16 protein-coding genes are annotated in these 12516 nt (G+C 69.3%); 13 read left to right on the top strand and 3 right to left on the bottom strand.

The features are described from left to right. Positions 1-107 precede the first annotated feature (107 nt). The 3 genes from OV287_RS49405 to OV287_RS49395 all read right to left on the bottom strand — a co-directional run bounded on the left by OV287_RS49405 (position 108) and on the right by OV287_RS49395 (position 1639). Positions 108-380: a hypothetical protein gene (locus OV287_RS49405; protein ID WP_267541057.1), complete on the bottom strand. Its 273-nt coding sequence runs from the start codon at positions 378-380 to the stop codon at positions 108-110. Positions 381-480: 100 nt separating this feature from the next. Continuing rightward, positions 481-1170: a SanA/YdcF family protein gene (locus OV287_RS49400; protein WP_267541056.1), complete on the bottom strand. Its 690-nt coding sequence runs from the start codon at positions 1168-1170 to the stop codon at positions 481-483. Between the two features lie 46 nt (positions 1171-1216). Then, positions 1217-1639, bottom strand: a complete 423-nt coding sequence (locus OV287_RS49395; protein ID WP_267541055.1) for a response regulator — start codon at positions 1637-1639, stop codon at positions 1217-1219. 248 nt (positions 1640-1887) lie between these two features. On the opposite strand from OV287_RS49395, the gene atpG reads away from it, so the two are divergent. The 13 genes from atpG (at position 1888) to OV287_RS49330 (ending at position 12478) form a co-directional block, all read left to right on the top strand. Next, a complete protein-coding gene (gene atpG, locus OV287_RS49390) occupies positions 1888-2796 on the top strand; it encodes an ATP synthase F1 subunit gamma (RefSeq protein WP_267541054.1) in 909 nt (302 codons plus the stop codon). 114 nt (positions 2797-2910) lie between these two features. Further along, positions 2911-4356 (top strand): F0F1 ATP synthase subunit beta, encoded by a 1446-nt coding sequence (atpD, locus tag OV287_RS49385; protein WP_267541053.1) that lies wholly within the window; start codon positions 2911-2913, stop codon positions 4354-4356. A 30-nt stretch (positions 4357-4386) separates the two neighbouring features. Further along, entirely contained in the window at positions 4387-4926 is a 540-nt protein-coding gene (locus tag OV287_RS49380; protein WP_267541052.1) for a hypothetical protein, read from the top strand. A 30-nt stretch (positions 4927-4956) separates the two neighbouring features. Then, positions 4957-5361: a F0F1 ATP synthase subunit epsilon gene (locus OV287_RS49375; RefSeq protein ID WP_267541051.1), complete on the top strand. Its 405-nt coding sequence runs from the start codon at positions 4957-4959 to the stop codon at positions 5359-5361. Between the two features lie 257 nt (positions 5362-5618). Continuing rightward, positions 5619-6008 carry a group I truncated hemoglobin gene (locus OV287_RS49370; RefSeq protein WP_267541050.1) on the top strand — a complete coding sequence of 130 codons (390 nt, stop codon included), beginning with the start codon at positions 5619-5621 and terminating at the stop codon, positions 6006-6008. Positions 6009-6027: 19 nt separating this feature from the next. Further along, positions 6028-7041 carry a 2Fe-2S iron-sulfur cluster-binding protein gene (locus OV287_RS49365; RefSeq protein WP_267541049.1) on the top strand — a complete coding sequence of 338 codons (1014 nt, stop codon included), beginning with the start codon at positions 6028-6030 and terminating at the stop codon, positions 7039-7041. Then, on the top strand, positions 7019-7486 hold the full coding sequence (locus OV287_RS49360) for an RrF2 family transcriptional regulator (protein WP_267541048.1): 468 nt from the start codon (positions 7019-7021) through the stop codon (positions 7484-7486). The genes OV287_RS49365 and OV287_RS49360 overlap by 23 nt, the downstream gene beginning before the upstream one ends. Then, positions 7483-7740 carry a hypothetical protein gene (locus OV287_RS49355; protein ID WP_267541047.1) on the top strand — a complete coding sequence of 86 codons (258 nt, stop codon included), beginning with the start codon at positions 7483-7485 and terminating at the stop codon, positions 7738-7740. Before OV287_RS49360 ends, OV287_RS49355 begins: the two co-directional genes overlap by 4 nt. A gap of 127 nt (positions 7741-7867) precedes the next feature. Next, positions 7868-8911, top strand: coding sequence for an ADP-ribosylglycohydrolase family protein (locus tag OV287_RS49350; protein ID WP_267541046.1), 1044 nt, complete (start codon positions 7868-7870; stop codon positions 8909-8911). Positions 8912-9089: 178 nt separating this feature from the next. After that, entirely contained in the window at positions 9090-9494 is a 405-nt protein-coding gene (locus OV287_RS49345) for a phage holin family protein (RefSeq protein WP_267541045.1), read from the top strand. Then, positions 9491-10021: a hypothetical protein gene (locus OV287_RS49340; protein ID WP_267541044.1), complete on the top strand. Its 531-nt coding sequence runs from the start codon at positions 9491-9493 to the stop codon at positions 10019-10021. Before OV287_RS49345 ends, OV287_RS49340 begins: the two co-directional genes overlap by 4 nt. Before the next feature lie 122 nt (positions 10022-10143). After that, a complete protein-coding gene (locus OV287_RS49335; protein ID WP_267541043.1) occupies positions 10144-11475 on the top strand; it encodes a cytochrome ubiquinol oxidase subunit I in 1332 nt (443 codons plus the stop codon). Further along, a complete protein-coding gene (locus OV287_RS49330) occupies positions 11465-12478 on the top strand; it encodes a cytochrome d ubiquinol oxidase subunit II (protein ID WP_267541042.1) in 1014 nt (337 codons plus the stop codon). Before OV287_RS49335 ends, OV287_RS49330 begins: the two co-directional genes overlap by 11 nt. Positions 12479-12516: the final 38 nt, after the last annotated feature.

The following is a 12516-nucleotide window of genomic DNA, read 5'->3' as shown; positions in this document are numbered from 1 at the left end:
TTCGCCCTCACCCTCATCCCCTCTCCGAACGAGAGGGGAGTGGCCTCAGTGCCGGATCGCGGGCGGCTCCGCGCCAGTCGGTGAATCTCCAAGGGGCAGGCCCTCGCCTACCCTTCAGGCAGATCATTGGGCGGCATGGGCCGCAGCGGCTCCCGGGGCCGAGCGGTGAGCTCCGCCTCCTGCTCCTCCTCGTCTCCCCTCCGGAACTCGTGAATCTGATCCGGGAGGATGTCCCGGTAGTCCGGGTCCTCTTCCAGCGGTGGGGTGGCGGACAGCTCCTGATCCGTGAGGTTGATGTGCTCCTGGCCGGTGACGGGGTCCCGGTTGCGAAGGGATTCGGACTCACCCACGTCCTCGGAACCGAGTTTCTTGAATCGCATGGCGCTTCCTCCGAGCACGCCGGGTTGGCTGCTCCGAGCCAACGGTGCGAACCCATTGGATTCCACGCAACAGAGCGGGGCCGCCTGCCTGTCAGGTGGCTCAGCGCGGCGCGGCCAGCGTTCGGCCGGAGGGGTAGCGGGGCTCCGCCTCGGCCAGCACCATGCCCAGGGCGAGCACCCGGGAGAACGTCTCGCGCAGGGCGTAACGGCGAGTTCGGGGCCGGCCCTCGTCGGCGGCCACCCCCCAGGCGTCGATGCCCACCGAGTTGGCGATGTAGAGCGCTCGCGTCAGGTGGAAGCGTTGGGTGACGAGCACGGCCTCGCGCACCCCGAAGACGGTGTGGGCCCGGACGGAGCTGTCATAGGTGGACAGGCCCGCGTCGTCCTCCTCCACCGCCGAGGACGGCACCCCCCGCTCCAGCACGTAGCGCGCCATGGCCCGTGTCTCGTCGTGGAAGGGGTCCGAGTTGTCCCCGCTGAGCAGCAGCGAGTCCACCGTGCCCGCCCGGTATAGGGCGATGGCCGCGTCCAGCCGCTGGGCCAGCACGGGCGAGGGCACGCCTCCGGGGGCCAGTCCCGCCCCGTACACCAGCGCCACCGGGGCCTGGGGCGCCTCGGCGCGCGGGATGATCCGGTCCGCGTAGCGCTTCTCCACATAGAAGGAAACGACCCACACGCCCAGGACCGCGGCCAGCCCCATGGCCAGCAGCCCCAGTACCCACCTGCGCGCGGGATGCGCCTTCTTGCCGCCTCTCCCCATGGTCCCCGGCCAAACCGCCGGGAGGCTCATTCTCGTCCCTTCATTCCCAGATGGAAGGTGCTCTCTCGCCTGCTGCTCACACGGGGACACCCGCTTGGGGGTCCTCACCCTTGAGCGCATGCCGCTCTACTGCCTCCAGGACCTGTTGGGGGTCCGCCGGCTTGCCCAGGAAGGCCGCCACCCCGTAGCTGGAGGCATACAGGGCCCGGTCCCTCGCGCCCATCCCCGCCATGGCCGCCGAGAGGATGACCACGGGAATGGCGCGCAGGGAGGCATCCCCCTTGCGTGCGGTGAGCACTCGGTGGCCGTCCAAGACGGGGAGGGTCATGTCCAACACCACCATCGACGGCTGGGGGCGGCGTCCCAGGTGCTCGAGGGCCTCCCTTCCATGGCTGGCGACGCGGACCGGGTAGCCATGGGCTTCCAGGAAGTGCTGGAGCGACTCCCGGATGTCCGGGTCGTCCTCCACGATCAATACCGGGCCACGCAGGGGGGCCATGGTTCAGAGCTCCGCTGACAAAGGGAACCTGCCCTCGAAGGCTAAGCCCGAGGCGCCGGGGTGACATCCCCGGGGCTGGGTGGTGCGTCTCCGCCTGGATGCTCGGCTCCAGCCCCAAGGCCCCCCTTGTTGGAAGGCCACGGTTGACCGGCCGCCATACCGCCTATATAGGGGGCCGCGTCCAGGCCCTGCCCTCTCTCACCTGGAGGGGCGCTCGGGCCCGCGTTTCCAGAGGAGTTGGTGGCCCCATGGCGTCCCTTCGCGATATCCGCAAGCGCATCCGCTCGGTGAAGAACACGCGGCAGATCACCAAGGCCATGAAGATGGTCTCCGCCGCCAAGCTGCGCAAGGCACAGGACGCCATCATCGCCGCGCGTCCCTACGCGCAGATGCTGGACCAGATCATCTCTGACCTGTCCACCCGTTCCGGTGACCAGGAGCTGGCGCACCCGCTGCTCACCGCCCGTCCGGTGCGCAAGGTGGAACTGCTGCTGCTCACCTCGGACCGCGGCCTCGCCGGCGGCTTCAACTCCAACGTCATCCGGCGCGCCAGCCGCTTCCTGTACGAGAACAGCGGCGTGGAGGTGGAGGTCTCCACCGTGGGCCGCAAGGGCAACGACTTCTTCCGGCAGCGTGGCCAGAAGATGCGCAAGGACTTCGGCTTCCTCTTCCAGCGGCTGGACTACCCCCACGCCTCGCAGGTCGCCGAGGAGATGAGCGCCCGCTTCCTGAAGGGCGAGGTGGACGCCGTCTACGTCGTCTACAACGAGTTCCTCTCCGCCATCAGCCAGAAGGTCACCCTGGCCCAGCTGCTGCCGCTGCAGACGCTCTCGGTGGGCGCCCCCACGGCGGCCCTCGCCGGTCAGAGCGCTCCGGTGGCTGCTCCCACCCCGGCCCTGGTGGACTTCAAGTACGAGCCCGGCCGCCAGGAGGTGTTGGATCGCCTGGTGCCCCAGGCGGTGGCCATCAAGCTGTACCGCTCCCTGCTGGAGAGCGTCGCCAGCGAGCATGGCGCCCGCATGAGCGCCATGGAGAACGCCACGAGCAACGCCTCGGACATGATCGCTAGCCTGTCGCTCACGTACAACCGCACCCGCCAGGCGGTCATCACGAAGGAGCTGATGGAGATCGTGTCCGGCGCGGAGTCTCTGAAGTAGAAGTTCCGCTTCTGGCCGCGGGGCCATCAAGCTTGACCCCTGGGGGAGGCCACCTGTAGAGGGGGCCCGCCCATCCCCCGGGCCACAATTTCGACGAGGGACGGAAGACATTCCATGAGCGCTCAAGTTCAGACGGTTGGCAAGGTGACCCAGGTTCTCGGTCCTGTGGTCGACGTGGAGTTTCCGCCCGGCGGTCTCCCGGAGGTGTTCACCGCCCTCAAGGTGACCAACGCGAACATCAGCACCGAGCAGGACAACCTCACGCTCGAGGTGGCGCAGCACCTGGGTGAGAACACCGTGCGCTGCATCTCCATGGACTCCACCGAGGGTCTGGGCCGCGGTGTGTCGGTGAAGAACACGGGCGCCCCCATCATGGCGCCGGTGGGCAAGGCCACCCTGGGCCGCATCCTCAACGTCACCGGCGATCCGGTGGACGAGAAGGGCCCCGTGAAGGCCAAGGAGTCCTGGCCCATCCACCGCGCGCCTCCCGCGTTCACCGAGCAGGACGTGCGCGTGCAGATGTTCGAGACCGGCATCAAGGTCATCGACCTGCTCGCCCCCTACACCCGCGGTGGCAAGATCGGCCTGTTCGGCGGCGCCGGCGTCGGTAAGACGGTGCTCCTGCAGGAGCTCATTCGCAACGTGGCCGTGGAGCGTGGTGGCTTCTCGGTGTTCGCCGGCGTGGGCGAGCGCACCCGCGAGGGCAACGACCTGTATCACGAGATGCAGGACTCCAAGGTCATCAAGATCGACAACCTGGAGGAGAGCCAGGTGGTGCTGGTGTACGGCCAGATGAACGAGCCGCCCGGCGCCCGCGCCCGCGTGGCCCTCACGGCCCTCACCATGGCCGAGTACTTCCGCGACGTGGAGGGGCGCGACGTGCTCCTCTTCATCGACAACATCTTCCGCTTCACCCAGGCCGGTTCCGAGGTGTCCGCTCTTCTGGGCCGCATCCCGAGCGCCGTGGGTTACCAGCCCACGCTCGCCACGGAGATGGGTGGCCTCCAGGAGCGCATCACCTCCACTACCAAGGGCTCGGTCACCTCGGTGCAGGCCATCTACGTGCCCGCCGACGACCTGACGGACCCCGCCCCGGCCACCACGTTCGCCCACCTGGACGCGACCACGGTGCTCAACCGCGCCATCTCCGAGCTGGGCATCTACCCGGCCGTGGATCCGCTCGACTCCACCAGCCGCATCCTCTCGCCGGACGTGGTGGGCGCGGAGCACTACGCGGTGGCCCGCAAGGTCCAGGGCATCCTCCAGCGCTACAAGGAGCTGCAGGACATCATCGCCATCCTCGGCATGGACGAGCTGAGCGAGGATGACAAGCAGGTGGTGGCGCGCGCCCGGAAGATCCAGCGCTTCCTGTCGCAGCCGTTCTTCGTGGCGACCATCTTCACCGGCTCGCCGGGCAAGTACGTGAAGCTGCAGGACACCATCCAGGGCTTCAAGGAGATCGCCGACGGCAAGCACGACGACGTCCCCGAGTCGGCCTTCTACATGGTGGGCGACATCAACGAGGTGCTGGAGAAGGCCCGTAAGATGGCGGCGGCCTAGTCGGCCGTCTCTCGCTGGGAGGTAGCCCACGTGCTGCGTTCCGCCCTCGTACTGATGCTGTTGGTAGTGGCGCTCCCGGCCGTGGGTCAGGAGCGCTCCAGCCGTGCGCGGGTGAGCGCCAACGGCACCTACAGCGTGCGCCTGGTGGAGCAGGCCGGGAAGTGCACGCTGGAGGTGTCGAAGGAGAGCGGCCCGGTGTGGACGCTCAAGCAGTGCGTGGGCGGGGTGGACGACCTGTACTTCGTCTCCAATGACGGAGAGCGGGTGTGGGTCCTCTTCCCGCTGGCGCCCAAGGGCACGAAGAAGCTGCCCGGCAAGCAGTACAAGAAGGTGCCCGCGTGGGCCAACACGGTGGTGGCGGAGGAGTATGACCGCCAGGGGCGCGTGCAGGAGCGGCGCCTGATGAGCTTCGTGAGCCCGCGTGAGGTATCGGAGGTGCGGGAGTTGGGACAGCACCTCAAGTGGTTGGAGGGCGTGCTCGGAGTTCCGGGCAAGGGCCCGCGCCTGACGGACGCAGGGCGCATCGAGTTCGAGACGGTGGGCGGCAAGTCCCACCAGCTGACCTTCTGAAAAAGCGGTACCCAGGGAGCACGGAAGCCCATGGCCAAGCTGACGGTCGAGATTGTGACCCCCGAGAAGCGCATCCTGTCGGTGCAGGCGGACGAGGCGATCGTCCCGGGCGGCAAGGGCCTGTTCGGCGTGCGGCCGGGCCACACGCCGTTCCTGTCGCTGGTGGAGCCGGGGCCGATGACGCTGCTCGACGGAGGGCGTCGCGAGTACTTCTTCGTGGCGGGCGGCTTCGTCGAGGTGGCCAACGACAAGGTGCTGGTGATGGCGGACGTGGCGGAGCCGGTGACGGGCATCGACGTGGAGGCGGCGAAGCGGCGGATGGCGGAGGCGCAGGAGCGGCTGCGCGGCATGTCGTCGGATGACGTGCGCTTCGACATCGAGCAGGCGACGGTGCGCCGCGAGACGGCCCGCATGAACGCTGCGACGATGCGCTGAGCAAGTTCCCAAGCAGGCGAAACACCTTCTCCCCAGGGGAGAGGGCTAGCGAGCCCCCATGCACGACGCGCCCCGATACGGGCGCTGTGCATCGGGGGCTTCGTCATTTTCACTACCCCTACATTGCCCTATCAGCCCTGCTCCCCCGAGGATCTCTTGACACCGTGCTCTGAAAAGAGCATCTAGAATGCATCTTTAAAGATGCATGTTGAATGCATCGAAACAGGGACCGCATGCGGCCCGGGGAGCGAGCGCACATGAGCACCAACGTCGCGGAGAAGAAGAGCAGCGTGTACGAGCAGATTGGCGGGGAGCCGGCGATGGCGGCGGCGGTGGAGCTCTTCTACCGGAAGGTGCTCTCGGACGATCGCATCAGCCACTTCTTCGAGGACGTGGACATGGAGCGCCAGGCGGCGAAGCAGAAGGCGTTCCTCACCATGGTGTGCGGGGGGCCGAGCGCGTACTCGGGCCAGGACATGCGCAAGGGGCACGCGCACCTGGTGAAGCGCGGGCTGAACGACACGCACTTCAACGCGGTGGCGGAGCACCTGGGGGCGACGCTGGCGGAGCTGGGCGTGGCGAAGTCGCTGGTGGAGCAGGTGCTCGCCATCGCCGAGAGCGCGCGAGCGGACGTGCTCAACCGCTGAGTCAAGGGAGAGCACGCACATGGCGAGCGTAAAGCACGAGGGACAGTGGTACGGGCTGGACGAGGGCGAGTCAGTGCTCGACGGGCTGCTGCGGCGGGGGGTGGACGTGCCGCACTCGTGCCGAGCGGGGGCATGTCAGTCCTGTCTGATGCGTGCCGAGCGCGGCGAGGTGCCGGCGAAGGCCCAGGTGGGGCTGAAGGAGACGCTCAAGGCCCAGGGGTACTTCCTCGCATGTGCGTGCCATCCCGAGGGCGAGCTCGAGGTGGCGGGGGCGGGAGCGGAGCTGAGAGTGCCCGCGCGCCTCACCGCGCTGGAGCGGCTGAGCGACAGCGTGCTGTGCGTGCGGCTGCGCCCGGAGGGAGCCTTCGAGTACCGGGCCGGACAGTACGTGTCGCTGCTGCGTGATGGGCTCGCCCGCAGCTATTCGCTCGCGAGCCAGCCTCACGAGGACACGCTGGCGTTGCACGTGCGCCGCATCCCCGGAGGCCGGATGAGCGGGTGGCTCTTCGACGAGGCCCGGCCGGGAGACGTGGTGGAGCTCCAGGGCCCGGCGGGCGAGTGCTTCTACGTGCCGGGGCGGCCAGAGCAGCCGCTGCTGCTGGCGGGCACGGGCACGGGCCTGGCGCCCTTGTACGGCATCCTCCAGGACGCGCTGGCGCGGGGGCATACCGGGCCCATCTGGCTCTTCCATGGTGCGCTCGAGGCCTCCGGGCTCTACCTCGTGGATGAGCTCCGCGCGTTGCAATCCCGTTACAATCACATCCAGTACCGCCCCTGCGTTCTCAAGGGCCAAGAAAGGGTGGGAGTGACGGTGGGGGCGCTGGACGCGGTCATCAAGGAAACGTGCCCTCGGCCGACTGGTTGGAGAGCCTATCTGTGCGGAGACCCGGCCCTGGTGCTATCCCTCAGGAAGAAGCTCTTCCTCGCCGGGCTGTCGCTCAAGGAACTCCATGCGGATGCGTTCCTTCCGAGCACTCCTCCGCCGCAGGCGGGAGCGGGAGTGATGAGCCGTGCATCTGACGCTTCACGCTGACTACGCGCTGCGCGTGCTGCTGTACCTCGCGGCCAACCCGGATCGGGTGGTCTCCACGGGCGAGGTGAGCGACGCGTACGGCATCTCCAAGCACCACCTGGTCCGGGTGGTGCAGGGTCTGGGCCGCCACGGCTTCGTGGAGGTGAGGCCAGGACGTTCCGGGGGAGTGGTGCTAGCGCGGCCACCCGCGGAGATCTCCGTGGGGGAGGTCGTGCGCCACATGGAGCCGGACTTCCACATCGTGGAGTGCTTCGATCCATCGACGAACACCTGCCCCATCACTCCGGCCTGTGGGCTCATCGGCGTGCTCCACGAGGCGACGCGCGCCTTCCAGGCCACGCTGGACAAGTACACGCTGGAGGATTTGGTGCGGCGCAGCCCACGCAAGCTCTCCAACTACTTCCTCAAGCCCGCGGCGGGCGCCGCCGGAGCGGGCGGGGCATGACGGGGCAGGTGCTGGAACTCTTCCACCGCATCGCGGATCCGCCCTCGGCTGCTGCGCGCCGCTACGTGGTGGACTACGCGCTGGAGGACCGGGTGAGCTTCCGCAATGTCGCCTTTCCGGAGGCGGAGGCGGCCTGGCGAGAACTCGGTGGACACAGCACCCCAGCACTCTGGGATGGCGAGCACCTGCACCAGGGCGCTGAGGCGGTCGTGGCGAGACTGCAGGCCGTTGTCAACCTCGGTCGCGACGGCTAGGGCGGTGGGCGGCTTGTGGTGGGAGAGCGTCCTTCACCCAAGCTATGCGCCGGCATGCGGGGAACTCACGAAGAGATGAAAGTCGGGGCTAGTCATCGAACGCGGCTCGGTTATCTTGCCGCTCCCCATGTCGCTGACCCCCGCCGAACGCCAGGACAGGTTTCAAGCGGCGTTCCTGGGACTTGCCATCGGGGATGCCCTGGGCTTTCCGCTGCGGGGCGTCCCGCCGGCGAGCCTCACACGCCTACCTGGACTGGCGGAGGACTTCGCGCCTCGGCCTCGGGGGAAGTTCGCCAAGGGCCAGTTCTCCGATGACACGCAGCTGATGCTGGCGGCGGCCGAGAGCGTCATCCGCGAGAACAAGGTGGATGGGCGCAGCGCGGCGGCGCACCTGGCGTGGCTGTGGCAGGAGGGCATCATCCTCCAGCCGCCCAAGCAGCTGGCCGAGGCGCTGCAGAAGCTGGCGCAGGGCACGCCGTGGATGAGCGCGGGAGCGCCCCTGGGGGTGAAGTGTCCCTCGGTGCTCAGCCGTGCGGTGGTGGTGGGCCTCTTCGAGAGCAAGAGCCGGGTGCGCATCCGCCACGACGCGGGCGTGCTGACGGTGCTCACGCACAAGGACCCCACGTGCGCGGCGGCGGCTGCTGCGTTCGCCCAGGCGATCGCGCTGGGGCTGACGACGAGCGAGCCCCTCACGCCCGCGGAGTTCTGCGAGGAGCTGGCACTCTCGGCGGCGGCGCACGACAAGGAGCTGGCCGAGGAGCTGCGGCACCTGCCCCGGCTGCTGACGTGGGACCCGGCGCGGGCGCTGGCGCAGCTTCGCAAGGTGAGTGTGCCGCCCAGCCAGCTGAAGGGTGTGGATGGGCTGCCGCCGCACGTGGTGCCGGTGCTGCTCACCGCGCTGTACGCCACGCTGAAGGTGCCCCACGACTTCCGCCAGGCGGTGGAGCTGGTGCTGCGCTGCGGAGGCGAGGCGGACGTGGCCGCGGCGTGCACGGGAGCCCTGGTGGGGGCGCATCTGGGCACGGCGGCCATTCCCGCGCGGCTGCGCAAGAACGTGCTGTACGCGGACACGCTGCTGGACACGGCGGACCGCCTCTTCCAGGCCCGGCAGGTGCGCGAGACGCTGGCCACTGCCCTGGCCCAGCAGCACCACCCGAAGCGCCGCCGCTAAGCACGGGCCGGGTGCCGGTCCCCTGGCTGCTCGCTCGCTGGAGGGGAGGCGGCCGGGCGTAGTCGACGCCCGGGCGGCCAGACTTCCCGTGGAATGTGTCCGCTCCCACCTTCCGCGGGAGAGCGGGACGCGCCTGGTACCCCGGGTGGGCCCGCCGGATGCCCCGGGAGGCGGAGACGTGGAACTCGAGTCGGAGCGTCTGGAGCGAAGGCAACTGGAGTCATTGTCCACGGCGGAGCTCATCCGCCATGCCATTGAAGAGGCCCGGCTGCTGGCGCGGGCCGAGGTGCTTCATGCCAAGAAGGAGCTTCAGCAAGAGGTCAAGGCGGCGCGCACCTCGGGCATCCTCCTGGGCGCCGGTGGCGTGCTGGGGCTGATGGGCCTGGCAGCCCTCCTGGTGGCGTTGGGGCTGGCGCTGCCGCTGGGGGAGACGCTCGGCGTGCTGCTGGTGGGGGCCTTCCTGGTGTTGGTGTCGGGCGGCCTGGCGTTCGCGGGCGTCAAGCGGCTGCCGAAGAAGCCCCTGCCGCACACCCAGGAACGACTGAAGACGGACCTCGCCCGCACCCGGGAGACACTGCAATGAGCGAGCAGGACAACAAGGGCGGCGGACCCATCACCGCCGGCATGAGTGACCGCGAGCAGGTGGAGAAGACGGCGGACCGGCTGCGCGACGAGCTGCTGCTCACCCTCGAGGAGCTCGACCGGCGGCGCGAGCGGGCCATGGACGTGCGGTACCAGGTCAGCCACGCCATCGAGAAGAACCGGGACGTGCTCTTCCAGGCGGGAGGCGTCGCCGTGGTGCTGGCCGTGGTGGGCGTGGGCTATTCGTGGTGGCGTTCGCGCCACCGGGAGGAGCTGCTGTGGAAGCATCGCGCGCAGGCGGTGCGGCGTGCCTGGGAGCACCCGGACCGGGTGGCCTCCCGCGCGGACGAGCGTCCCGTGGGCATTGAGCTCGGTCGCAAGCTCGTCCTCATCTTCGTCAGTACGCTGGCCACGGCCCTGGCGAAGCGCGCGGTGCAGTCGCTGGTGCCTCCCTCCGAACAGCAGCAGGCCTCGGAGGGCAAGAAGCACCTCGGGCCGCGCTTCTTGCAGTCTCCGGCCCACGCGTAGCTCTGGGCTGAGCGGGTGGATGCGGCTCTCTCCGGCGACGGGGAGCGCCGCGTTCACGTCCTGGCATGAATAAGAATTATTGATTGCGTGGAATTAACGCATAAAGCAGACTCATCCACGCCATGGATCTGCTCTACGCGCGTGCCCAGATGGGCCTGTCCCTCGCCTTCCACATTGTCTTCGCGGCGGCGGGAATTGCGCTGCCGCTGCTGATGGTGCTCAGCGACCTGAAGGCCCGGAGGACGGGAGACGCGGACTACGCGCTACTCAGCAAGAAGCTGGCGAAGGGGACGGCCATCCTCTTCGCGGTGGGGGCGGTGAGCGGCACGGTGCTCTCCTTCGAGCTGGGGCTGCTGTGGCCCGCCTTCATGGGCACCTATGGAGAGGTCATCGGCCTGCCCTTCGCGCTGGAGGGGACGGCCTTCTTCACCGAGGCGGTGTTCCTCGGCATCTACCTGTACGGACGTGAGCGGATACCGGCGGGGCTGCACCTCTTCTCGGGGGTGATGGTGGCGCTGAGCGGCGCGGCGAGCGCCTTCTTCGTCACCCTGGTGAACGTCTTCATGAACGACCCGTCGGGCTTCACGCCCACTGCGGGCGGGCCGGTGAACGTGGACCCGGTGGCGGCGATGTTCAGCCCGGGCTGGCAGCACCAGACGGCGCACACGCTGCTCGCGTGCTACCAGGCGAGTGCCTTCGCCATGGCGGGCATCCACGCCTTCGTGCTGCTGCGGCACCCGGGGGCGGCCTTCCACCGCAAGGCGCTCTCGGTGGCGCTGCCGCTGGCGTGTGTCAGCGCGCTGGTGCAGCCGCTGGTGGGCCACCAGTCCGCGGAGCACGTGGCACGTGCGCAGCCGGTGAAGCTGGCCGCGGCCGAGGGCCTCTTCCAGACGCAGCGCGGGGCGGGGCTGAGCGTCGGCGGGCTGCCGGACGTGGAGACAGGCACCATGCCCTATGCGGTGGAGATACCCAAGGCACTGTCCATCCTGGCGTTCTCGGACCCGGACGCGGAGGTGAAGGGGCTGAACGAGTTTCCGCGCGACGAGTGGCCGCCGGTGGCCAAGGTGCACCTGGCCTTCCAACTCATGGTGGGAACGGGGAGCGCGATGGCGCTGCTGGCGGTGGTGACGCTCTTCCTGCGCTGGCGGCGCAAGGCCTGGCCGGAGGACCGGCGGGTGTTGTGGGGATGGCTCTTGTGCGGGCCGCTCGGGGTGGTGGCGATGGAGGCGGGGTGGCTCGTCACGGAGTGGGGACGTCAGCCGTGGATCATCCGCGGGGTGATGCGCACGTCGGAGGCGGTGACGCCGGTGCAGCACCTGGCGGCGCCCTTCTGGACGTTCACGCTCGTGTACCTCTTCCTGGGAGCGATGGTCGTCTTCCTCATGGTGCGGCAGGTGGCGGGCACGCTGCCGGGCCGGGAGCCGCCGTCGGGCGAGGTGGCCCATGAGCACTGAGCTCTCGCTGGGCGGTGCGCTGGTGGCCGCCTTCGTCCTCTACGCGCTCTTCGGGGGCGCGGACTTCGGCGGCGGAGTCTGGGACCTGCTGGCCTCGGGGCCGCGCAAGGCGGAGCAGCGGGCGCTCATCGCCAAGGCGCTCGGGCCGGTGTGGGAGGTGAACCACGTCTGGCTCATCATCGGAATCGTCATCCTCTTCTCGGGCTTCCCGAAGGCCTTCGCGGCGCTGTCGGTGGCGCTGCACGTGCCGCTGACGCTGTTGCTGCTGGGCATCGTCTTCCGGGGCACGGCCTTCACCTTCCGCACCTACGACGCGCGCGGGGACGCGGTGCAGCGGCGCTGGGGCCTCGTTTTCAGCATCGCGAGCGTGCTGTCCCCGGCGCTGCTGGGCATGTGCGTGGGCGCGGTGGTGAGCGGGGACATCCGCGTGCAGGGGCTCACGGTGGTGAGCGGCTTCTTCTCCGCGTGGCTGTCGCCCTTCGCGCTGGCGGTGGGGGCACTGGCCCTGTGCCTCTTCGCCTTCCTGGCGGCGGTGTACCTCACCGCGGAGACGCACGAGCCCGGGCTGCGGGAGGACTTCCGGCGGCGGGCGCTGGGCGCGGGCGTGGCGGTATTCCTGGCTGCTTTTGGCGTGCTGGTGCTCGCACGAGAGGGGGCTCCCCGGGTGTGGTCGGGGCTGACGGGCTCGCCCTTCGCGCTGGCGCTGCACGCGGGGACGGCGGTGACGGCGGTGCTGGCCTTCGGGCTGTTGCTCGCGCGGCGCTTCTGGCCGGCGCGCGTGGCGGCGGCGGCGCAGGTGGGCTTCATCGTGATGGGGTGGGCGGCTTCACAGTACCCGTACCTCGTGGTGCCGGACCTCACGCTCCAGGGCGCGGCGGCCTCCGCGGCCACTCAGCGGGCCCTGCTGGTGGCGCTCGGGGTGGGCGCCGCCCTCATCATCCCCTCGCTGCTCTTCCTGCTGCGCGTATTCCAATCCCCACCGGCGGAGCCCGCCCGGAAGTAGTGGGGCGCGCCTACGCCTTCTCCCTCCGGGCCTGGGTG

Source organism: Archangium lansingense, assembly GCF_026626635.1.
In the GTDB taxonomy this organism is placed as follows: domain Bacteria; phylum Myxococcota; class Myxococcia; order Myxococcales; family Myxococcaceae; genus Archangium; species Archangium lansingense.
This window is presented reverse-complemented; position numbering and strand designations above follow the sequence as displayed.